The sequence below is a fragment of the Spirillospora sp. NPDC047279 genome (genome assembly GCF_040643285.1).
GTDB lineage: Bacteria > Actinomycetota > Actinomycetes > Streptosporangiales > Streptosporangiaceae > Spirillospora.
The window spans coordinates 529,905-551,854 of sequence record NZ_JBEYUA010000004.1; the positions used below are offsets into that span (position 1 = coordinate 529,905).

The 21,950-nt window shown below is 71.9% G+C and carries 19 protein-coding genes and 1 pseudogene; 8 read left to right on the forward strand and 12 right to left on the reverse strand.

Annotated elements, in window-relative coordinates; genetic code table 11:
- The first annotated feature begins 13 nt into the window (after positions 1–13).
- Entirely contained in the window at positions 14–2,293 is a 2,280-nt protein-coding gene (secA2, locus tag ABZ810_RS13085) for an accessory Sec system translocase SecA2 (protein ID WP_358402716.1), read from the forward strand.
- A 45-nt stretch (positions 2,294–2,338) separates the two neighbouring features.
- Here the strand turns inward: secA2 and ABZ810_RS13090 are convergent, their stop codons facing one another.
- Both ABZ810_RS13090 and ABZ810_RS13095 read right to left on the reverse strand, forming a co-directional pair.
- The gene (locus ABZ810_RS13090; protein WP_358402718.1) at positions 2,339–2,800 is read right to left on the reverse strand and encodes a DUF3237 domain-containing protein; all 462 of its coding nucleotides are present in this window, start codon (positions 2,798–2,800) and stop codon (positions 2,339–2,341) included.
- Positions 2,801–2,806: 6 nt separating this feature from the next.
- Complete coding sequence (locus ABZ810_RS13095) at positions 2,807–3,244, reverse strand: ester cyclase (protein ID WP_358402720.1); 438 nt, start codon at positions 3,242–3,244, stop codon at positions 2,807–2,809.
- Between the two features lie 68 nt (positions 3,245–3,312).
- On the opposite strand from ABZ810_RS13095, the gene ABZ810_RS13100 reads away from it, so the two are divergent.
- On the forward strand, positions 3,313–3,882 hold the full coding sequence (locus tag ABZ810_RS13100; RefSeq protein WP_358402722.1) for a TetR/AcrR family transcriptional regulator: 570 nt from the start codon (positions 3,313–3,315) through the stop codon (positions 3,880–3,882).
- 6 nt (positions 3,883–3,888) lie between these two features.
- Here ABZ810_RS13100 and ABZ810_RS13105 read toward each other — a convergent pair whose 3' ends face one another.
- Positions 3,889–4,692, reverse strand: a complete 804-nt coding sequence (locus tag ABZ810_RS13105; protein WP_358402724.1) for an aminotransferase class IV family protein — start codon at positions 4,690–4,692, stop codon at positions 3,889–3,891.
- Between the two features lie 62 nt (positions 4,693–4,754).
- Entirely contained in the window at positions 4,755–5,315 is a 561-nt protein-coding gene (locus ABZ810_RS13110; protein ID WP_358402726.1) for a helix-turn-helix domain-containing protein, read from the reverse strand.
- An 87-nt stretch (positions 5,316–5,402) separates the two neighbouring features.
- Here ABZ810_RS13110 and ABZ810_RS13115 point away from each other — a divergent pair, with 87 nt between their 5' ends.
- Positions 5,403–6,320 carry a DMT family transporter gene (locus ABZ810_RS13115; RefSeq protein WP_358402728.1) on the forward strand — a complete coding sequence of 306 codons (918 nt, stop codon included), beginning with the start codon at positions 5,403–5,405 and terminating at the stop codon, positions 6,318–6,320.
- A gap of 44 nt (positions 6,321–6,364) precedes the next feature.
- Here ABZ810_RS13115 and ABZ810_RS13120 read toward each other — a convergent pair whose 3' ends face one another.
- Together ABZ810_RS13120 and ABZ810_RS13125 are read right to left on the reverse strand one after the other, a co-directional pair.
- Complete coding sequence (locus ABZ810_RS13120; protein WP_358402730.1) at positions 6,365–7,192, reverse strand: alpha/beta hydrolase; 828 nt, start codon at positions 7,190–7,192, stop codon at positions 6,365–6,367.
- A gap of 156 nt (positions 7,193–7,348) precedes the next feature.
- Positions 7,349–12,334, reverse strand: coding sequence for a DEAD/DEAH box helicase (locus ABZ810_RS13125; RefSeq protein ID WP_358402732.1), 4,986 nt, complete (start codon positions 12,332–12,334; stop codon positions 7,349–7,351).
- A 121-nt stretch (positions 12,335–12,455) separates the two neighbouring features.
- Between ABZ810_RS13125 and ABZ810_RS13130 the strand changes: the two genes are divergently transcribed.
- On the forward strand, positions 12,456–13,727 hold the full coding sequence (locus ABZ810_RS13130) for an alpha/beta hydrolase (RefSeq protein ID WP_358402734.1): 1,272 nt from the start codon (positions 12,456–12,458) through the stop codon (positions 13,725–13,727).
- 17 nt (positions 13,728–13,744) lie between these two features.
- Here ABZ810_RS13130 and ABZ810_RS13135 read toward each other — a convergent pair whose 3' ends face one another.
- The gene (locus ABZ810_RS13135) at positions 13,745–14,479 is read right to left on the reverse strand and encodes a TetR/AcrR family transcriptional regulator (protein WP_358402736.1); all 735 of its coding nucleotides are present in this window, start codon (positions 14,477–14,479) and stop codon (positions 13,745–13,747) included.
- A 76-nt stretch (positions 14,480–14,555) separates the two neighbouring features.
- Here ABZ810_RS13135 and ABZ810_RS13140 point away from each other — a divergent pair, with 76 nt between their 5' ends.
- Together ABZ810_RS13140 and ABZ810_RS13145 are read left to right on the forward strand one after the other, a co-directional pair.
- Positions 14,556–15,509, forward strand: a complete 954-nt coding sequence (locus ABZ810_RS13140) for an alpha/beta hydrolase (RefSeq protein ID WP_358402737.1) — start codon at positions 14,556–14,558, stop codon at positions 15,507–15,509.
- A gap of 77 nt (positions 15,510–15,586) precedes the next feature.
- The gene (locus ABZ810_RS13145; protein ID WP_358402738.1) at positions 15,587–15,781 is read left to right on the forward strand and encodes a DUF3046 domain-containing protein; all 195 of its coding nucleotides are present in this window, start codon (positions 15,587–15,589) and stop codon (positions 15,779–15,781) included.
- Here the strand turns inward: ABZ810_RS13145 and ABZ810_RS13150 are convergent.
- The 5 genes from ABZ810_RS13150 to ABZ810_RS13170 form a co-directional block, all read right to left on the reverse strand.
- Positions 15,778–16,506 (reverse strand): hypothetical protein, encoded by a 729-nt coding sequence (locus ABZ810_RS13150; protein WP_358402739.1) that lies wholly within the window; start codon positions 16,504–16,506, stop codon positions 15,778–15,780. The two genes, ABZ810_RS13145 and ABZ810_RS13150, sit on opposite strands and share 4 nt — an antisense overlap.
- A 16-nt stretch (positions 16,507–16,522) precedes the next feature.
- Positions 16,523–16,981: a DUF350 domain-containing protein gene (locus tag ABZ810_RS13155; RefSeq protein WP_358402740.1), complete on the reverse strand. Its 459-nt coding sequence runs from the start codon at positions 16,979–16,981 to the stop codon at positions 16,523–16,525.
- Positions 16,982–16,990: 9 nt separating this feature from the next.
- The gene (locus ABZ810_RS13160) at positions 16,991–18,151 is read right to left on the reverse strand and encodes a glutathionylspermidine synthase family protein (protein WP_358402741.1); all 1,161 of its coding nucleotides are present in this window, start codon (positions 18,149–18,151) and stop codon (positions 16,991–16,993) included.
- A gap of 3 nt (positions 18,152–18,154) precedes the next feature.
- On the reverse strand, positions 18,155–18,547 hold the full coding sequence (locus ABZ810_RS13165; protein ID WP_358402742.1) for a hypothetical protein: 393 nt from the start codon (positions 18,545–18,547) through the stop codon (positions 18,155–18,157).
- Positions 18,548–18,756: 209 nt separating this feature from the next.
- Positions 18,757–19,617, reverse strand: a complete 861-nt coding sequence (locus ABZ810_RS13170; protein WP_358402743.1) for an ATP-grasp domain-containing protein — start codon at positions 19,615–19,617, stop codon at positions 18,757–18,759.
- A gap of 257 nt (positions 19,618–19,874) precedes the next feature.
- Between ABZ810_RS13170 and recA the strand changes: the two genes are divergently transcribed.
- Both recA and recX read left to right on the forward strand, forming a co-directional pair.
- A complete protein-coding gene (gene recA, locus ABZ810_RS13175; protein WP_358402744.1) occupies positions 19,875–20,978 on the forward strand; it encodes a recombinase RecA in 1,104 nt (367 codons plus the stop codon).
- Between the two features lie 215 nt (positions 20,979–21,193).
- A pseudogene (gene recX, locus ABZ810_RS13180) lies at positions 21,194–21,778 on the forward strand (recombination regulator RecX); the annotation flags it as partial.
- Positions 21,779–21,950: the final 172 nt, after the last annotated feature.

The window sequence follows — 21,950 nt, forward strand, 5'->3', positions numbered from 1 at the left end:
GAGGGGGCTCGGCATGGCGCTGCGTGATCGTTTCCGGCGGCTGATCCAGAAGCCGGGGACCGTCGACCTGGCGCCCTACCAGGCCGTCGTCGCCGAGGCGGGCGACCGCGAGGACCGCGTCCGCGCGCTGTCCGACGAGGAACTGACCGCCGCCGCGGCGAAGCTGCGCGACGGCGACCTCGACCGGGCCGAGCTGTGCGCCCTCGGGCGTGAGGCCGCCCGCCGGACGCTGGGGGAGCGGCCGTTCGACGTCCAGCTCCTCGGCACCCTCGGGATGTTGTCCGGGCACGTCGTCGAGATGGCCACCGGCGAGGGCAAGACCTTGGCGGGCGCGCTGGCCGCCGCCGGGCACGCGCTGCGGGGCAGGCGCGTGCACGTGATGTCGGTGAACGACTACCTGGCGCGGCGCGACGCCGAATGGATGGGGCCGCTCTACGCCCTCCTCGGCGTCACCGTCGGCTGGGTCGGGCAGACGTCCACGCCCGCCGAACGACGCGCCGCCTACGCCGCCGACGTCACCTACGGGCCGGTCAGCGAGATCGGCTTCGACCTGCTCCGCGACCGCCTGGTCACCGCCACCGACGACCTCGTCCTGCCCGAGCCCGGCGTCGCGCTGATCGACGAGGCCGACTCGGTGCTGGTGGACGAGGCGATGGTGCCGCTCGTCCTGGCCGGGGCGTCCGAGCACGATCCGGCCGACCCGCTCTACGCCGACCTCGTCCGGCGCCTGCGGCCCGGCCAGCACTACACGACCGACGAGGAGGGCCGCAACGTCCAGCTCACCCCGTCCGGCGCCCGCGCGGTCGAACGCGAGCTCGGCGGGGTCGACCTCTACGCGCCCGGCGGCACCGACACGCTCGTCGCGGTCAACGTCGCCCTGCACGCCCAGGTGCTGCTGCAACGCGACGTCGACTACATCGTCCGCGACGGCGCGGTGAAGCTGATCAGCTCCTCGCGCGGCCGGGTGGCGCTCCTCCAGCGCTGGCCGGACGGCCTCCAGGCCGCCGTCGAGGCCAAGGAGGCCCTCGAGACGTCCGCCAGCGGCGAGATCCTCGACTCGATCACCGTCCAGGAGCTGATCAACCGTTACCCGGTGCGCTGCGGCATGACGGGCACGGCCCTCGCGGTCTCGGGGCAGCTGCGCGAGTTCTACACGCTGGAGATCGCGGTCATCCCGCCCAACCGCCCCCGCGTGCGGACGGACGAGCCGGACCGCGTCTACGCCACGGCCACCGACAAGGAGGTGGCCATCGCCGAGGAGATCGCGGACGTGCACGCCACCGGCCGTCCCCTCCTCGTCGGCACCCTCGACGTCGCCGAGTCCGAACGCCTCGCCCGCCGCCTCGAACGCGCAGGACTGGCCTGCGTCGTCCTCAACGCCAAGAACGACGCCGAGGAGGCCGCGGTCATCGCCGGAGCCGGCGCCCGCGACGCGATCACCGTCTCCACCCAGATGGCCGGCCGCGGCACCGACATCCGGCTCGGCGACGGCGTCGCCGACCTGGGCGGCCTCCTCGTCCTCGGCACCGGCCGCTACCACAGCAGCCGCCTCGACGACCAGCTGCGCGGCCGGGCCGGCCGCCAGGGCGACCCCGGCGGCTCGGTCTTCTTCACCAGCCTCGAGGACGACCTGATCACGCAGTTCGCCCCCGACGAGAAGCTCGACGTCAGCCCGGCCGACGACGGCCGGGTCGACGACAGGAACGCCGACTGGGTGATCGGCCACGCCCAGCGCGTCGCCGAGGGCGTCGACGTCGAGATCCACCGCAACACCTGGCGCTACAACCAGCTGATCGGTCTCCAGCGCCGCGAGGTGCTGGCCGAACGTGACCAGCTCCTGCGCGGCGGCCACGCCGACACCCTCCTCACCTCGCGCTGCGCCGAGCACCACGCCGAACTGGTCGAGGCCACCAGCGCCGAGCAGGTCGCCGAAGCCGCCCGCCAGGTCGCCCTCTTCCATCTCGACCGCTGCTGGACCGAGCACCTCGCCTACCTGGCCGACCTGCGCGAGGGCATCCACCTGCGCTCGCTGGGCCGCGGCCTGGACCCGCTGGTGGAGTTCAACCGCGAGGCCGTCCCCGCGGGCAAGAAGCTCCTCGGCCAGGCCGTCGACCGCACCGTCGAGACGTTCAACGCGCTCACCGCCGGGCCCGGCGGCATCGACCTGTCCGCCGCCGGGCTCCAGCGGCCTTCGGCGACCTGGACCTACCTGGTGCACGACAACCCGTTCGGCTCCCTGGACGAACGCGCGCTGCGCGGCCTCATCGCGATGTTCCGCCGCAAGGGCCGCTGACCTCAGCGCCCTCTCAGCGCCCTCTCAGCGCCGTCTCCGCGCGCCTCAGAGCACCTCGGACACCCGGTAGGCCACCCCGCCCTCGACCAGATAGCCCGACCCCACGCAGACGACGTCGTTCAGCCAGGCGTAACGTTCGTCGCCCGTCTCGAAGAGCGGATTCGTCCGGAAGTAGTACTCGGACGGATCGACCCGTTCGGCGTCGGGCGGGGGAGCGACCCAGCGCCCGCCGTAGGTCATGTAGACGGCCGCGCCGTCGTCGGTGCGCAACGTCAGCCGCACGTCGAGCAGCATGGTCCCGTCCGGCCGGAACAACGACCAGTCGCCACCGCCCTTCAGCACGTCACCGCGCAGCCGCGGACCTTCGAACGTCCCTCCCGCCGACCCGAACAGGATGCGCCGCCCGAACGGCCCCGCGCCCATGCTCACCGGCTTCTCCAGATCGACGACCATGTCGAACAGGAACGCCGTCCTGACGTCGGCGACGTCCTTCACCCTCGAATCCATGCGAGATCACCCCAGGTAGGCCAGCGCCGTGTCGGTGGACACGCCCGACTGCGAGCACAACGCCGCCAGGTCGAAGAAGAACAGCTCGCTCGCGATCAGGTCGTCCTTGAACGTGAACGAGATGAAGACCGGCAGCTCCGCCCGCCGGCCGTTCGGGGCCATTCCGAAGAACTCCCCGGTCAGGGTCATCCGCACCGTCCCCCAGCACACCAGGGTCTCGCCGTTGGCCGCGTGCCCCTCCAGCCGTACGTCGTAGTCGGGGAACATCGCGAAGAACCCCGCCAGCGCCCGCTCGTTCTCGTCCGTCCCGCGGGAGACCGAACCGAACGCGGGGGCCTCGAGCACCATCTCCGGATGCAGGACCCTCATCGCCGCCGGAACGTCCTGGCGACTCTTCGCCTCGGCCAGCGCCAGCGCCAGCCCGAACATGCGATCACCATCCATCGGATCCCTCCTTTCGACACAAAACATACGGTCGTACGTATGTATATTTCAATGGGAGGATGCCGACGATGACCACAGACGGACGACTCCTGCGCGGCGCCCGGTCCCGGCAGGCCATCACCCGCCACGCCGTGGACGTCGCGTCCCTGGAGGGCCTCAACGGCCTGAGCCTGGGCCGCCTGGCCACCGACCTGGGCGTGAGCAAGAGCGGTATCCAGACCCTCTTCCGTACGAAGGAGAACCTCCACCTCGCCACCGTGGAGACCGCGTCCCAGGCGTTCTCCGAGGCCGTCATAGCCCCGGCCCTTCCCGCACCCGCCGGCGCCGCCCGCCTGCACGCCCTGGTCGACCACTGGATCACCTACGCCGCGACGCCCCTCTTCGCCGGCGGCTGCTTCTGGGCCGCCAACCTGCCCGACTTCGACAGCCGCCCCGGCCCCGTCCGCGACGCCCTCGTCGGCCAGCACGAGGCCTGGCTGGCCCTCCTGTCCGGCGAGTTCGGCCACGTCACCGGCGCCCCCGACCTGGCCGCGTTCCAGCTGGACGCCGTCCTCATGGCCGCCAACACCGCCCTGCGCCTGGGTGACCGGGCCGTGGTCCCCAAGATCCACCAGACCCTCTCCCTCCTCCTGCCCTAGGCGCGGTCAGGGGGAGGTGAGCGGCTCGGCCTGGTAGGCGCGGTGCAGCAGGGCGATGAACGCGGGGGCCTCGGGGAGGGGCGCCGAGCCGATCCCGTGCACCGGTACGCCGGGCGTCCAGGAGTTCATGACCGCGGCTCCGGCCAGCGCTGGGAGGTCGTCGAGGGTGATCTCCTGGACGCGCTGCGGAACGCCGAGGCCGTCGAGCCGCCGCCGGACGATGCCCATGGTGATCCCGTTCAGCATCGCGGCGTCGGGCCACACCACGGCGGTGCCGTCCCAGAAGGCCAGATTCCAGATCGTGGCCTCGCTGAGCCGGCCCCGGCGGTCGGTGAACGCGGCGTCGTCGAAGCCCTGCTCGGCGGCCTTGCGCAGGAAGTACGTCTTGGAGACCTCGCCGACATGCTTCACGGCCGGGAGCGCCCGTTCATGCTCGACGGCCGTCAGTCTCAGCGGGCCCTCCGGGCCGGAGGCGGGCGGCCCGGTGCGGATCAGCACGTCGGGCTCCGCGTCGCGTCCCTTCGCGGTGACCTCCGCCGCGGAGGAGTACATGGTCGCCGTCAGCGAGACATCGGCCGGACCGGCCTCCAGCGCCGCCCGCACGCAGGACAGCACACGATCATCGGGCATCGCCCGGCCGAACAGCTCCTTCGACGCGGTGCTCAGCCGCTCCAGGTGCAGGTCGAGGCCCCGGATCCGGCCCCCGCGGACCTGCATGGCGGTGAAGTGGGCGTATCCCGCGAACGCGAGCGGCGCCAGCTCGCCGGCCGTCGCCGTCCGTCCGTTCCGCTGGGCAACGAAAAGACTCACTCTCCACCCCACGATGTCCGATGTTCTAGATCATCGAACAAGCTAGCCGCCCTCGAAGCCGCTCAGGCTTCAGGGAGCAGGACGGCGGCCGCCTCGCGGGCGATCTTGGTGGCGTCGCGCAGGCCGGCGACGCTGAACGTCACCACCGCGCCCTCGTGCAGGATCAGGAGCTTGTCCGCGAGCGCCTCGTCCCCGGCCAGGTCTGCGTAGAGCTTGCGCAGCCAGGCCTTCTGGCCCGCGGCGACGCGGTGGCCGGGGTGTTCGGGGTCGGGCAGTTCGGCCAGCGCGTTCACCATGGCGCAACCTCGGGCGCTCTCCTCGCGCAGCCACTCGCCCAGCGCGTCGAACGTGGCGAGGACGCGGTCGCGGGGGCTCCCCGCTTTCTCGACGCGATCGAGCAGGAACGTGCGCCAGCGGACATCGCGGGCGCGCAGGTAGGCGAGGACGAGCGCCTCCTTGGAACCGAAGCGGTCGTACACCGTCTTCTTCGTGACCCCGGCCTCGCCAGCGATCAACTCCATGCCCACCGCGCCGATGCCGCGTTCGTAGAAGAGCGCGCTCGCCACCTCCAGAACCCGCTTCGCGGCGGGTGTGAGCGGCCGGTCCTGGTCGACGACGGGCATCGGTCCCTCCTCCATGGGCTATACGACGAGTATACATACCGGTGTAGGTACAATAGGTATACCGGTATGTATACCACGGGAGGAACGTTGCCTGGCCGCACCGACGCTCTGCTCGCCACCGGATTCGTCCTCACCTGGAGCTCCGGCTTCATCGGGGCCGAGCTGGGCACCCGCGACGCCCCGGCGACGACCTTGCTCGCCTGGCGTTTCATCATCGCGTTCGGCCTCCTGGGGGCCTGGGCGATCTGGCGCCGCCGCCGCATCCCCCGCCGTGACCTCGCCCTGCACGTGATCATCGGGGTGCTCGGCCAGGCGGGTTATCTGTACGGGGTGTTCGCGGCGGTGGAGCACGGGGTCGCCTCCGGCACCACCGCGCTCATCTGCGCCCTCCAGCCGATCGTGGCCGTCGCGCTCGCCGTGCCCCTGCTGGGGGAGTCCGTCCGGGCGCGGCAGGTCGCGGGCTTCGTCATCGGCCTCGGCGGTGTCGCGCTCGTCGTCGGCGCCGACCTCGAGGCGGTCCCGGGCGTTCCGCTCCTCGCGTACACCCTGCCGGTCGGGGCGATGCTCGCCCTGGTCGCCGCGACACTCGTCGAACGGCGCACCCGCCCGCGCATCGGGCTCGTCGACGCGCTCACCGTCCAGGCCGGCGTCAGCGCCGTCATCTTCAGCGTCCTGAGCGCCGGTACCGGCACGCTCGCCCCGCCCGCCACGCCCACGTTCTGGATCGCCATCGCCGTCCTCGTGGTGGTGGCGATGTTCGGCGGCTACGGCCTCTACTGGATCAACCTCGCCCGCACCGGGGTCGCCCGCGTCTCCAGCCTGCTCTACCTCACGCCGCCCGCCACCATGGCCTGGTCCTGGCTGATGTTCGGCACCACCCTGACCCCGGTCTCCCTCCTCGGCGTCCTCGTCTGCGCCGTGGCCGTCGTCCTGATCCGCACCCGGGAGACATCAGTCCGGCGCCCGGCCCTCCCGGCCGCGAACCGCCCTTGCCGCGCCCCCTGACCAGGGGGCCTGGCCGGCGGGGTGCCGCCGACCAGGCCAGGTGGTCAGGACAGGTTCTTCTGCTGCACCGTCCACTGGGTGTTGCAGAGGCCGCAGCCGGGGCCGACGAAGAGCTGCTTGGCGGTGGTGTCGCCCTTGAGCTGCCACTTCAGCCAGGCCGAACCGACCCGGCCGAACTCGCCGCCGTTCGGCTGGCTGTAGGTGCCGAAGTGGCCGACGTCGAGGTTGCCCATGAACGCGGGCAGCCCCGCCGGAAGCCGGTTCCAGTCGTCCATCGCGTTGGGGTAGGCGATGTCGCTGGGGCCGCCGACGAAGTAGGTGATCGGAGCGTGGAGCCGGGCCAGCTGGTAGTTGTCGGCGTCGTCGAGCATGCCGCTGTTCCAGATGCCGGTCGTGGTCACGCGGCGGTCGGCGGAGACCTCGTAGGCCTCCAGGCCGCCGCAGGACTGGCCCATCACCGCGACCTTGGTGGTGTCGACCTTGCCGCGGTACTTGCTGCCGACGCGGGAGTTCTCGGCGATCGCCCAGTCGATGGACTCGGTGAGCATCTCGGGCGTGGTGCTGCCGCTCCCGCCCGGCCTGCCGTTCGCGATGACGAGGAAGCCGTGGGAGGCGAACTCCTTGAGGATGTTCTCGAACCACGTGCCGTCCGCCCGGCAGGCGCCGTTGCCCCAGGCGACGATCGGGAGCCGGATGCCGGTGGGAAGGGAGTCGGGGCGGTAGATGGTGTGGTTGCGGAGCCTGAGGGTGGTCTCGTAGTCGGCCGGGTAGGGCCCCGAGCCGCCGGGCGCGGCCTGCGCGGGACCGGCCAGCGCACCGACCGTCAGGAACGAGACGCACAGGACCAGGGCTCTCCGCAGGAGGCTCTTCATGGCGTCCTCTCTGGTGTGGGGGTGGGTGCCCGGAATGTCGCAGAGCGCACGACCCCCATCAATGCCTCCCGCCAGAGACTGGCGATATTGCCGATACCCCGCCCCCACCCATGAACCTCTCTGCGCGTAGCGGCGGGGCGCGGGGGCCGGGGGCGGTCAGGCGCGAAGGCGGAGGCCTCGGGGGGTGGGGTGGAAACCGGCGGCTTCCAGGGCGGCGGCCAGGGGTGAGTCGTTGATGGACTCGCCGTCGGCGCGCTCGACGGTGAGCTTGCCGAGGGCGCCTTCACGGACGGCCAGGGCGAGGGCATCGACGGCGGGTTGCAGGACTTCGGTGTCGTCGTCCCAGGTCAGGAGGGTCTTGCCGCCGCGTTCGACATAGAGGGCCAGACGGCCCTCGACGAGGACGACCAGGGCGCCGGCCTTGCGTCCCGGCTTGTGGCCGCTGGCGACCTCGTCCTCGCGGGCCGGCCAGGGAAGGGCGGCGCCGTACGGGTTGGCCGGATCGGCGGCGGCCAGGACGAGCGCACGGGCGCGGGTCTCGGGCGCGGCGGGCGTCGACCACCGATCGCCCGGGAACGGGGTCTCCCACGGGTCGGGCGCGGGAGCGGGCGCCGGACGGAGGGCGCGGAGACGGTCGACCGCGCCGGGGAGCGCGAACTGGGCGGCGCCCAGGCCTTCGACGAAGTAGCCGCGGCGGCACCGGCCGCCGTCCTCGAACGCGCGCAGGACCGGGTAGACGGCGGCGAAGCCTCCGGGAGTACGTTCGGCGGCGACTGCGCCGCGGATCACGATGCCGTAGCGGTCGAGGAGCGCCTCGGCGAGCGCGTGGGACCGGCGGGTGCCCGCCGTCTCGCGTTCGGGGAGCATCCACCAGCGTCCGGCCGCGGTCGGCGGGCCCGTGCGGGACGGCAGCACGGGACGGCCACGGCGGGTGGCGCGGGTGCGGTGCGCCGGACGGCCCGAGCCGATGGACGCGCGCAGGGGCGCGAGGGTGTCGTTGGTGAGATGCCCTGCCCAGACCAGGTCCCAGAGGGTGGTGACCAGGTCGGGGTCGTTGATCGTCTCGACGGCGTTGACGCGGTCGGAGAGATTGCGGAAGAAGAGGGCGCCGCCGTCGGCGAGCGCGTCGAGGATCGCCTGGTGGGCGGGCGTGAGGGTGATCTCCGCCGGCTCCGGCATGAGCAGCGGCGCGGTGTCGGCCAGGTAGAGCGAGACCCATCCGTCGCCGCCGGGCAGGCCGCCCTGGCCGGTCCAGATCACCTCGCCGGCCGACGTCAGCTCGTCCAGCTGGGCGGGGGAGTAGCCGGGCACTCGGGACGGCAGGATCAGCGACTCCAGGGCCGACGCGGGAACGGCCGCCCCCTGCAACTGCTCGATCGCCTGGACGAGGGCGTCGATGCCGCGCAGGCGGGAGCCTCCGGTGATGCCGTGCCAGGCGGGCAGGAACCGTCCGAGCGCATCGGGCGGAGACGGCTCGACCTCGGCGCGCAGCCGGGCGAGGGAGCGGCGGCGCAGCATGCGCAGCACGTTGTTGTCGCACCACTCGCCGGTCAGCGGGCCCGAGACCGCCTGGACCGGGAGGAACTCGCCCTCGACGACCCGCCCGTTCGCGCGCAGGCGCCGCAGGGATTCGAGGACGACGGCGTTGCCCAGCCCGAACCGGGTGGCGACGTCCGTCGAACGGAACGGCCCGTGCGTACGGGCGTGGCGGGAGACCAGGTCGCCGAGCGGGTCGTCCGCCGCCTCCAGGAACGCCTCCGGGATGCCCACCGGAAGCGGCGCCCCGAGGGCGTCGCGGAGCCTCCCGGCGTCCTCGACGGCCGCCCAGCGTTCCTCACCCGCGATCCGCACCCGGATCGCGCGCCGAGCCTCCTCCAACTCCACCAGCCACCGCCCCACCACAACCCCATCCGCGCTGCTCGGGTCCGCGCTGCTCGGGTCCGCGCTGCTCGGGTCCGCGCTGCTCGGGTCTGCGCTGCCCGTGTCTGCGCTGCTCGGGTCCGCGCCCTGGCTTGAGGCGTCTGGACGTCGTACGGCGTCCGCCGCGGTCGGGTCCCGCTCGGAGGTGTCCGCGTTCGCCGGAGGCTGGGACTGGTCTGTCGCCGCTGGATGCCGCGCGGGGGCGCGGGTTGGGTCTGGTGCGGCGGGCTGGAGGGTGCTTGCGGAGGCCGACGATGGGGTGGGATCGGTGGGTGGGGCCGTGCGGGCGGTCACTTCGGTGGTGGTAAGGGGGCCGAGGTCACGGAGGAGGTCGGCGATGCCTTCGAGGCCGCGGGCGCGGCGGTCGGGGGCGAGGCGCTGGAGCTCGCGCTCGGTGTCGGTGACGACCTGCGGGTCGAGGAGCTCGCGCAGGTCGGCCTGGCCGAGCAGCTCCGCCAGGAGGGCGGAGTCGAGGGCGAGCGCCTGGGCGCGGCGTTCGGCCAGGGGCGAGTCGCCCTCGTACATGAACGCGCCGACGTAGTGGAAGAGGAGCGAGCGGGCGAACGGGGACGGCTCGGGCGTCTCGACCTCGACCAGGCGCGCCTTGCGGCCGGAGACGTCGCGCATGAGCTGGATCAGGCCGGGGACGTCGAAGACGTCCTGGAGGCACTCGCGCATGGTCTCCAGGACGATCGGGAACGAGGGGTACTTGCTCGCGACCGACAGGAGCTGGGCGGCGCGCTGGCGCTGCTGCCACAGGGGCATGCGCTTGTCGGGGCGGCGCCGGGGGAGCAGGAGCGAACGGGCGGCGCACTCGCGGAAGCGGGCGGCGAACAGGGCCGAGCCGCTGAGCTCGTCGACGACGATGCGTTCGACGTCGTCGGGGTCGAAGACGGCGAGGTCGAGGCTGGGCGGCTCGTCCATGTCGGGGATGCGGATCACGATGCCGTCGTCGGCGTGCATGGCCTGCGCGTCGACGCCGTAGCGTTCGCGGAGGCGGCCCGCGATGGCCAGGGCCCAGGGGGCGTGGACGCGGGCGCCCAGGGGCGAGTGGACGACCAGGCGCCAGTCGCCGAGCTCGTCGCGGAAACGTTCGACCACGAGGGTGCGGTCGTCGGGCACGTGACCGGTGGCCTCGCGCTGCTCGGTGAGGTAGGAGACGAGGTTGGCCGAAGCCCATTCGTCGAGGCCGGACGCCGTGACGCGGCCGCGGGCGGCGTCGGGGGTGAGCTCGACCAGCTCGCGGGTGAACGCGCCGAGGGCCTTGCCCAGCTCGACCGGGCGGCCGAGGGCGTCGCCGTGCCAGAACGGGAGCTTGCCGGGCTGGCCGGGGGCCGGGGACACCAGGACACGGTCGGGCGTGATGTCCTCGATGCGCCAGGAGCTCGCGCCGAGCACGAAGACGTCGCCGACGCGTGACTCGTAGACCATCTCCTCGTCCAGCTCGCCGACGCGGGAGGCCTTCTCGCCGACGAGGAAGACGCCGAACAGGCCGCGGTCGGGGATCGTGCCGCCGCTGGTGACGGCGAGGCGCTGGGAGCCGGGCCGGTCGCGCAGCACGCCGGCGACGCGGTCCCAGACCAGGCGCGGGCGCAGCTCGCCGAACTCGTCGCTGGGGTAGCGGCCGGCGAGCATGTCGAGCGTGGCCTCGAGCGCGGAACGGGGCAGCGTCGCGTACGGGGCGGCACGTTTGAGCAGGGTCTCGAGGTCGTCGACGGGCCACTCGTCCATGGCGACCATGGCGACGACCTGCTGGGCGAGGACGTCGAGCGGGTTGCGCGGGTAGCGCAGCGCCTCGATCTCGCCGCCGCGCATACGTTCGGCGACGACGGCCGTCTGGACGAGGTCGCCGCGGTACTTGGGGAAGATCACTCCCTTGGACACGGCGCCGACCTGGTGGCCCGCGCGGCCGACCCGCTGCAGGCCGCTGGCGACCGAGGGCGGCGACTCGACCTGGACGACGAGGTCGACGGCGCCCATGTCGATGCCCAGCTCGAGGCTGGACGTGGCCACCACGGCGGGCAGGCGGCCCTGCTTGAGCGCGTCCTCGATGCCGGCGCGCTCCTCCTTGGACACCGAGCCGTGGTGGGCGCGCGCGATCTCGGCGGGGACCCCGCGTGCCGCGCCCGCCTGCGCCATCATCTCGGCCGGGCTGCTGCTGGGCGGGCGTGCGGGGCGGTCGGAGGCCGGGCCGGATCCGTCGGCCGGGGCCATGCCCTGCAGGGCGCGTTCGATGTCCTCCTGGGTGATGGGACGGGGGCCGTCGTCTCCCGGCGGGCTCTCCGGCCGCGCCTCGACCGCCCGTTCGTAGGCGAGCTCGTTGAGACGGCCGCACAGGCGCTCGGCGAGGCGGCGGGAGTTGGCGAAGACCAGGGTGGAACGGTGCGCCTGGATCAGGTCGAGCAGCCTGTCCTCGACGTGCGGCCAGATCGAGCGCTGCCGCGGGTCGGTGTCGCCCGAGTGGTCGACGAACTGCGAGATCTCGCCCATGTCCTCGACGGGCACCACGATGTCGAGGTCGAAGACCTTGTCGGACGGGGGCTGGACGACGGCCGCGGGCCGGGGGCCGCCGAGGAACGCGGCGACCTCGTCGACGGGGCGGACGGTCGCGGACAGGCCGATGCGCTGCGCGGGGCGTTCGAGCAGCGCGTCGAGGCGTTCGAGCGACAGGGCCAGATGGGCGCCGCGCTTGGTGCCGGCGACCGCGTGCACCTCGTCGACGATCACGGTGTCGACGCCGCGCAGCGAGTCGCGGGCCTGGGAGGTGAGGATCAGGAACAACGACTCGGGCGTGGTGATCAGGATGTCCGGCGGCCTGGTGGCCAGGCGGCGGCGCTCGTCGGCCGGCGTGTCGCCGGAACGGATGCCGACCCGGACGTCGGGCTCGGGCAGGCCGAGGCGGCGGGAGGCCTGCGTGATGCCGGTGAGCGGGGCCCGCAGGTTGCGTTCGACGTCGACGGCCAGGGCCTTGAGCGGGGACACGTAGAGGACCCGGCAGCGCTGCTTGGGGCTCGGCGGCTCCGGTGCTGCGGCGAGCCGGTCGAGCGACCACAGGAACGCGGCCAGGGTCTTGCCGGAGCCGGTCGGCGCGACGACGAGGGTGTTGTCGCCGCCCGAGATCGACTCCCACGCCCCCGTCTGCGCCGTGGTGGGCGCGGCGAAGGCCCCGGCGAACCACGCGCGGGTGGCCGGGGAGAAGCGTTCGAGCACGTCACCGCTCATGCCCCCATCTTGCCCCGGCCCTCCGACAAAACGCGGGGTGGCCTGCGTCACCGGGTCCGAGGGGTTGTAAGCAAGTGCTTGCTGGGTGGATCCTGGGCGCGGAACCGAGCGAGGAGCCTTCGTGACGTACGTGCTGTTGATCTTCGGCCTGGTCTGCCTGCTGCTCACGGCGAACGCCCACAGCGCTCGCCGCCGCCATGTCTCGGTGCTGGTGCCGAGCTTCTTCGCGGGGTGGCTCACCATCGAGATGGCACCGCACCTGCTCGTCGCCGAGGTCGCCGGGCTCGCGCTGCTGTCGGTGTACGGCGGGCTCGACGGCCCGGCCGGCTGGATCGGCCTCGCCGCGGGGTTCCTCGGGGCGGCGGGGACCGTCGTCACCATCGTCGCCGCGCGGCGGACCATCGTGACCCTGCGCGACTCGGGCGTCCCGCTCGACCTGGATCCCGAGGACGCGCCGCGCTACCCGTTCTCCCACATCGTCCTGCCCGGTCTGGCCTTCCTGCCCAGGCGCGGCGTGAAGGTCGAGCGCAACATCGTGTTCCACGAGCAGGGGCGGCTGCGGCTCAAGCTGGACGTCTACCGCCCGGCCGCCGAGGGGGAGGTGCACGGCAGGCGGCTGCGGCCCGGCCTGATGCAGATCCACGGCGGCGCGTGGGTGATAGGCGACAAGCGGGAGCAGGGCCTGCCGCTGCTCAAGCACATGGCCTTGCAGGGGTGGGCCGGGTTCAACGTGAACTACCGGCTCAGCCCGCGGGCCACCTGGCCGGAACACCTCATCGACCTCAAGCACTTCATCGCCTGGTACCGGGAGAACGCCGAGTCGTACGGGGCCGACCCCGACTTCCTGTGCGTGACGGGTGGTTCCGCGGGCGGGCACCTGACGGCGATGGTGGCGCTCAGCGCGAACGTGCCGGAGTTCCAGCCCGGCTTCGAGGACGTCGACACCAGCGTGCGGGGGGCCGTCCCGTTCTATGGCGTGTACGACTTCGTGGAGGCCGGGCCGTGGCCCGTGCCGATGGGGGCCACGCCGCTGGTCGAACGGATGGTGGTGAAGCGTTCCTTCAAGGAGGAGCCCGAGGCGTTCGCCTCCGCGTCACCGGTGACCTACCTGCGCCCGGACGCCCCGCCGTTCTTCGTCATCCACGGGAGCCACGACTCGCTCATCCCGGTGGCCGAGGCCCGGCGGTTCGTGGACAAGCTGCGCGACATCTCGACGTCGCCCGTCATCTACGCGGAGATGAAGGGCGGGCAGCACGCCTTCGACGTCTTCCCCTCCTACCGGACGGCGCGCGTCGTGGAGGGCGTCGAGCGCTACCTCACCGGCCTCCATCGCGAGTACGCGGCCGGCCGCGAGCCGCGAACCGCAGAAGACATCACCAACTCCCTCGGCTGAGGCCCTGCGGGACCGGGTCAGCCGCCGGTCCGGACGGCGTAGTCGTCCAGCCCATGGGCCAGGAGGTCCAGCCCGGTACGCAGGGTGGTGATGGCGCGTCCGGGTAGCTCGTCGTCCGGAACGCCCGCCAGGATCGCCGCCCGGACCGAGGCGATCGAGCCGCGGTGCACGGTGAGCAGGGCCTCGGCCGTGATGCGGGGACGGATGTCGGTCGGGTCCGCGTGCTCCTCGGCGGTGATGAGCTCGCACAGCGCGTCCGCGTAGCGCGCGTGGATGCGCCGTTCGCGCGCTTGCAGGGTCGGGCTCCCGGTCACGATGGCGGCGAGGGCCTGGGCACGGCCCCGGCGGTCGGCGTCGAACGCCATGCGCCCGTAACGGTCGAGGAGGAACCGCCGGACGGCCCCCAGCGCCGATTCGCCCTCGGGCCGTGCGCGTACGCAGTCAAGGAGGGCCGTCTCGAAGGCGTCGTCGTCGCCGTACACGAGGTCTTCCTTGGCCTTGAAGTGGTTGAACACCGTCTTCTCGGTCACCCCGGCCGCCTCGGCGATCTCGGCGACCGTCACCAGGTCGAACCCGCGTTCCGTGAAGAGCCGCGTCGCGGTCTCGGCGAGACGCCGCCTGGTCCGCTCCTTGCGCGTCGCCGGCGCCTCCTGCCGTTGTGGTGCGCCCTGCTGCGGTGGGCTCTGTCGCTGTGCGCCCTGCTGTGCGCCCTGTTGTGCGGCGGGTGCCGCCTGCTCCCGGGGATCGGCCATCGTCGCGCTCCTATTTACAGTGACTGAAGTAGATAATACAGTGACTGTAATAGAAGTCGCAAAGAGAGGCCGTGTCATGCCAGTGCTTCCCGAACTCGCCCCCCTGCTCGCCCGCGTCAAGGCGGCCCGCGCGCACATGCCGGACGCCTCGGTGCCGGTGGCCGAACGCCGCGCGCTCATCCATCGCGGGATGGACCAGCGCGCCAGGTCGGTGGCCCTGCCACCGCCTCCCGTCACGCGCGCGGACCATCAGGTCGAGGTGGAGGGCGGAGTCATCGCCGTCCGCTCGTACACGCCCGAGAGGGAGTCGCCGGGGCAGCCGCTGCCCGGCCATGTCTACGTCCACGGCGGAGGCTGGTGGCTCGGCACGCTGGACCACCGCGACACCCTGTGCGCGACGCTCGCGGTGGCCGCGGGGTGCGTGGTGGTCTCGGTGGAGCACCGGCTCGCGCCCGAGCACCGCTTCCCGATCCCCGTCCACGACTGCTACGCCGCCCTCGCCTGGGTCGCGGGCAACGCCGGGACGCTCGGCATCGACGGCACGCGGCTCTCGATCGGCGGGGACTCCTCCGGAGCCAACCTGGCCGCCGCGACGGCCCTGCTGGCCCGCGACCGCGGCGGGCCCTCGCTGGTGGCCCAGGTGCTGGAGATGCCGGCGCTGGACCTCACGATGGGGCAGCCGTCGGTGAACGGCGCCGAGGACGGGGTCCTCCTGACGCGTGACGACCTCGCCGCCGACCTCGCCCAATACTGCGACGAGGACGAACGGACCCACCCCTACGCCTCGCCGCTCCTCGCCCAAGAGCTGGCGGGGCTGCCGGACGCGCTCATCATGACGGCGGAGTTCGACATCCTCCGCGACGACGGCACCGCCTATGGCGAGCGGCTCGGGCGGGCGGGCGTCCAGGCGGAGGTCGTCTGCTGGGACGGGCACGTTCACGGGTCGCACGAGATGACCGCGATGCTGGAGTCGGCCCGGCACTGGCAGGCCCAGGTCGCCGACTTCCTGCGGGAGCGGTACAAGGTGTAGGCGGGGCAGAGGGCGGGCCGTCGGTGGCGGAGCGGAGTCCGGGCTGGTCACCACCGCGGATCGGATAGCGTGGCCTGGTGCGGCTCACAGTCTTCTGGGATCGGATGAATCAGCAGTTCGGCGAGGCGTACGCGCAGAGCGTCGCCAAGGACTACGTCATAGCCGAGCTGAAGGGACGCACCGTGGAGCAGGCACTCGCGGACGGTGAGCCCGCCAAGAGGATCTGGGCCGCGGTGGTCGCCACGTTCGACGTGCCGCAGTACCTCCACTAACCCCACACGGGCGGTGCGGCAGGGGAGAGGCCGGGGAATCTCCGCAGGAGGCGCGCGTGCGCCTCTTCGGGGGCGTCGACCGAGACCGCCGCCCATGACAGCGCCTCGGCCCAGGCGGTCGCGCCCTCGGTGGTGTCGCGGGCGAGCGAGGCCGCATGGCGGTGAGCGATCCGTACGAAACGTTCGCCGGTGGCCAGGGCGTCAAGGGCCGAGAGCAACAGCCGGGCGAGTTGCCGTTCGGCCTCCTCCCCAGGGTCGGAGCCCGTCCCGCTCTGGCCGGTACCGGTGGCGAGACGGGTCATGTCGGCATCGCTGACCTCGATGTGAGGGCGCACGGTTTCGCGAGGCTCTTCCGCCTGAGGCGCCGCCGCCACGGAGGCCGACACGAACGCTGATTTCGCCGCGGTCGCGGAGGCGGCGCCGAACTGCCGCTCGAAGCGGTCATGCGCGTACAGCGGCGCCGAACCACCACTGATCCGGGCCCCGAACCAGCTCAGGGCCGCCGCCCACGCCTCGGCATCAGGGTCCGCGACCGCGGCGAGCATCCGCGAATAGGAGTCCGCCCTGAAACGGACCGCCTCCAGGTGCCAGTGGCCGTCCGCCCGAGCCTGCCGTACGCGGTCGAGGACGCCGCCGGCTTCCGGCCCCGGCGCGGCGGCGAGGAGAACGTCCAGCCGCGCACGGTCGGCGGCGTTCAGCCGCAGTGACGGCCGCAGCCAGGGCACGGCAGTTCCGCCGGCGTCAGTAGGTGGCCACGGCGGTGACGACGCCGATCATCAGGTTGGCGACCGCGAGGAGGACCGCCGCCGGCTCCAGCTTGTCGTCGGCGTCGTCGGCGAGCTTCTTGATGCTGATGCCGACGACGCGGTCGAAGACCTGGGTGGCGACGGTCATGGCGACGATCCCGACACCGCCGAAGACCAGCGTGCGGGTGAGCCCCTCCACGAGGTCGCCGTGCGACGCGTAGATCGACACCGAGACGATGAGGCCGACGCCGACCGTCGAGGCCACCGCCAGGAGCGTGGCGTTCGGGTTGCGGTGGTCGCGGATCACGGTGATCAGCCGGCCGGGCGTCGCGAGGTCGGTCATGTAGAAGCCCACGACGAACAGCACCAGGCCCACCGCCGCGTAGGCCAGGAGCGCCCCGCTGCCCTCCAGCAGCACCTGGAGGAGGCTGTCGTCGTTGGTGACGGTGTTCATGGGGCTCCTTCAGAGGGGGATGCGGTGGGGGACGAAGGACGAGGTGTCGTCGGTGATGAGGCCTGATGTCTCACGGATGCCGAGCCCCGCCGACTCGTCGTGGACCACCCAGGCGCCCAGGACGGGGTGCTCACCGTCGAAGTCGGGCAGCGCGCAGAACTCCTGGAAGACGAAGCCCTCCGCGCCGTAGGTGCCCTCGGTGCGCGTCTCCATCCCGTCCGGCGTGACGATCCGCATGCTGGCGCCCTCGCGTCCCAGCAGCGGCTTCTGGACGAACGAGGTGAGCGTGGAGGGCGTGTTGAGGAACGAGGGAAGCAGGTTGGGATGGCCCGGGAACAGCTCCCACAGCAGCACCAGGAGCGCCTTGTTGGAGAGCACCATCTTCCAGATGGGCTCGATCCACGCGGTGGGGGCCTGGGGGACGTGGCGGCCGAAGGGCTCGGCGACGACCCACTCCCACGGGTAGAGCTTGCACAGCGTGCGGATCTCGTTCTCGTCCAGGTCGACGAAACGCCGGCGCCCCGGATTCCAGCCGAGGTCCTCCATCGCGATCGCCACCCCCCGCAGGCCCGCCTCCTCGGCGGTCTCCTGCATGTAGGCGATCGTCATGACCTCCTCGCCGGTCTCGTCGGCGTTGGTCCAGGCGAAGTGCGCCGGGTGGCCGTCGGGCAGACCGGGCAGGATCTCCTTCCACCGGGCCACCAGGCGCTCATGGATGGAGTTCCACTGGTCGTCGCCGGGATAGACGTCCTGCAGCCAGTACCACTGCACGATGGCGCTCTCGACCAGGGCGGTCGGGGTGTCGGCGTTGTACTCCAGCAGCTTGGCCGGGCCGGTGCCGTCGTAGCGCAGGTCGAACCGCCCGTACAGATGCGGGTCGCGGCGCCGCCACGACTCCTCGATCAGGGGCGCGACCCAGTCGGGTATGCCGAGCACGTTGTAGCGGCCGGTGGTGACGACGTGATCCACGGCCTGGAGGCACATGCGGTGGAGCTCCTCGACCGTCTCCTCGAGCGCCAGGACCTCGTCCATCTCGAAGACGTACTGCACCGACTCGTCCCAGTAGGGGCGGGGGAGGTGCTCCGGGTGCGCGGTCCGATGGAAGGCCAGCCCGTGCGACTCCACCTTCTCCGCCCAGTCGGCACGCGGAGTCGAACGTTCGCGTCGCATGCGTCAGCCGCCGGAACCGCTGTGGCTGCTGGACGAGCCGCCGAAGCCGCTCCGGATCGTCTTGCCGCCGGCGGAGGTGATGTTGGTGCCGCTCGGCATGTACTTGCTGCCCCCGGTGACACGGCCGCTGGTGGTGCGGACGCCGCCGTAGTACCAGAAGTAGCTGGAGTGCGAGCTCCGGGTCGTGGAGGTGCTGTCGGGGTCGTCGCAGAGGTCGTCGTCCACGACCTGGTAGCCGTCGCCCGGGGTGGCCGCGGGGAACGGCGTTGGCGACGACGAGGGGAACGCGGAGTCCTCGTCGACGACGCAGTAGGCGGTGACCGTGTCGCCGCCGTCGTCGTCCGACGAGCAGGACACCACCGACAAGGACAGCGCGCTCAGCATCCCGATCTTCACCGCGCGGGAACTGAGCCGGCGCCGGGACTCCTGTGGAGGCAAGCTGAACACGCCCTTCGAATCAGATTGCGGGCACCCCTGGGGTTCCGGACGGCTGGAGAGGACCCCTCATCGACAAGCGATCCGACAACACAGCGCCCAAAGCCTAGGGGCGATGTGTACTGAGACGGAAGGCACGCGCATTCCGGTTCCGTCACATTGCGGACGGCTCAATCGGGCACGGGCAGATGCGCGTAGAGATCCATGGGATCCACCGTCGACGGCAGGTCGCTCACCTGCCCGTCGCCCACCTCCACCACGCGCCATGCGCCGTCCGCGCGCCTGGCCAGATCGGTGGTGATGAACCGGCAGCCCAGGGAGCGCACGGCTGGCGCCACCACGTCCACATCAGGCTGGGGCTCGACACCGGGGCTGTCCGGATGCGGCCCCACCAGGACGGGCTCCCCGTCCACCCACCACACGCGCGCCTCGCCCCCGTCGCCGAACTCCTCGTACTCCCGCACGACCAGGCCGCCCGCCAGGAACTGGTCCTGCAACGCGATCATCTTGGCCACGATGGTGCGGAGCTGCCCGAGGTTGTGGACGTCCGGGACGAAGCATGCCTCGTTCCACTCGTGCTTGCGCGACTTCACGTAGTCCTTGACGACGGCCGGGCCGGTGGGCAGCGGCCGTACCAGCTCGCTCAGGTCGCCCGGATCCTCCAGCGGCGCCAGCGGGCGCCACACGCTGGACGGGGTGAGCCCTGCGAAGGTGTCGTGCCATCCCGGCAGCTCGTGCGCGCGCTGGTAGTCCTCCGGGTGGGTCAGCAGGACGGCGCCGCGCGTCTTGAGGGCGGCGGCGAGCGTGGCGTACTCCTCGCTGGTCATCATCCAGCCGCGGTACCAGACGGGCCCCAGGTCACCGGGCACCGCGCGAACCGCCGAATCGACGTCGCCCTGTTGCAGCGCGTCGTGATCGATCAAGGCGATCTCGCCGTAATGGTCCCGCACCGCGGCGGCCTCGCGGGAGAAATGGGGATCTACGCGCCGGGGGTGGAGCGGATCGACGCAGAAGAGAACGGTCAGCGTCATGATGCAACCCTCCGTGGACGGCGCCAGCGTACGGGTTCGGAACCCCCGTCTGCACGGAGATTCCCACCCAATCCGGATCGCGACAACATGATCGAACGAGTGTTCGGTAAGCTGTCCCGCGCATGCGACGTTATCCACAACCGCGTCGGAGTCTCCAAACTGTCGGTGGCTCCCCGTAACGTCGCCCACGACATCTCGAAATGAGGCCCGGGCGAGAGCCGTCAGGCCGGCGACGACAGACAGGACAAGGGGCAAGCATGGCAGCGAACGACCGGGAGAAGGCTCTCGAGACCGCACTGGCCCAGATCGAGCGGCAGTTCGGCAAGGGCTCGGTCATGCGGATGGGCGATGAGGCGCGGGCGCCGGTCGAGGTGATCGCGACCGGTGCGATCGCGCTCGACATCGCGCTCGGCATCGGCGGACTGCCGCGCGGCCGTGTCGTCGAGGTCTACGGGCCGGAAGGCTCCGGCAAGACGTCGATCGCGCTGCACGCGGTCGCCAGCGTGCAGAAGGCGGGCGGCATCGCGGCGTTCGTCGACGCCGAGCACGCCCTCGACCCCGAGTACGCCAGGAAGCTCGGCGTCGACATCGACGCGCTGCTGGTCTCCCAGCCCGACACCGGCGAGCAGGCCCTCGAGATCACCGACATGCTGATCCGCTCCGGCGCGATCGACATCGTCGTCATCGACTCGGTCGCCGCGCTCGTCCCCCGGGCCGAGATCGAGGGCGAGATGGGCGACAGCCACGTGGGCCTCCAGGCCCGGCTGATGTCCCAGGCCCTCCGCAAGATGACCGGTGCGATCAACCAGACCCAGACCACCGCCATCTTCATCAACCAGCTGCGCGAGAAGATCGGCGTCATGTTCGGCTCGCCGGAGACCACGACCGGTGGCCGGGCGCTGAAGTTCTACGCCTCCGTCCGCCTCGACGTCCGCCGCATCGAGACGCTCAAGGACGGCACCGAGGCGGTCGGCAACCGCGTCCGCGTGAAGGTCGTCAAGAACAAGATGGCCCCGCCCTTCCGGGTCGCCGACTTCGACCTCCTCTACGGCCAGGGCATCAGCAAGGAGGGCGGCCTGATCGACCTCGGCGTCGAGCACGGCTTCGTCCGCAAGTCGGGCGCCTGGTACACCTACGAGGGCGACCAGCTCGGCCAGGGCAAGGAGAACGCCCGCAACTTCCTCAAGAGCAACCCCGACACCGCCGACGAGATCGAGAAGAAGATCAAGGAGAAGCTGGGCGTCGGTCCCCGGGTCGACAAGGAGGCCGCGGAGACCGCCGGGGCCGCCAAGCCCGCGGCCGTCGCGGCCGCCGCGGCCTCGGGCCGCAAGGCCAAGACCCCCAAGCCGGGCGACTCCTGACTCCGTCTCACCCCTTGGTGAGTTCTGACAGGGAATCCGCCATTCAGGGTGACTCTTGACGAAGGTTAAGGAATGATCTCGTATGCAGGGCGGCGGCGCCTTTTCCGGCACCGGCAGACCGGTGTTCGGTCCTTCCCCGATGGCGCCGCCGCTCCCCGAGACCGGCTCGCTCCCCGAGACCGGCTCGGTTCGCGGCCCGTGTTCGTGCGGGGCGCGCCATGAGCGGCCGGCGCAGACGCCGCCGTGACCCCGGCGGGCCCACGGAGGGAAGCGCCGCCGCGGACGCGCCCCCGGCCGACCCGGAGGCCGTCGCGCGGGAGGTCTGCCTGCGCATGCTCACCACGTCCCCGCGCACCCGCGCCCAGCTCGCCGACGCCCTTCGGCGCAAGAACGTGCCGGACGACGTCGCCGACAACGTGCTCGGACGTTTCACCGACGTCGGCCTGATCGACGACGAGGCGTTCGCTCAGGCCTGGGTGCAGTCCCGCCACACTGGCCGTGGCCTGGCCAAACGTGCCCTCGCGGCGGAGCTGCGACAGCGTGGCGTCGACCACGAGACCGTCAGCGAGGCGGTGGAGGCGCTGGACCCCGAGCAGGAGGAACGCACCGCCCGCGAGCTCATCGCCCGCAAGGTCGCCGCCACCCGAGGCCTCGACCCCGCCAAACGCACCCGCCGCCTCGTCGGCATGCTCGCCCGCAAGGGCTACTCACCCGGTCTCGCCTACCGGGTGGTCAAAGAGGCCCTGGCCGAAGACGGCGCCGACCTCGACGACGCCCACGACCCCACCCCCTGGGATTGACCCGCCGGCGGTGGCGACGACACGCCCGGGGGGAATGACGGGGATCCTGACCGGGATCTGACTCAGGCTTACTCGATCGTGGAGAGGGATCGGGCAGGTGGGTGCGCTGATCGGGGAGGTTCTCGGGCGGTGAGCAACTCGTCACAGGCCCGTTCGGTTAGTCCGGAATGCC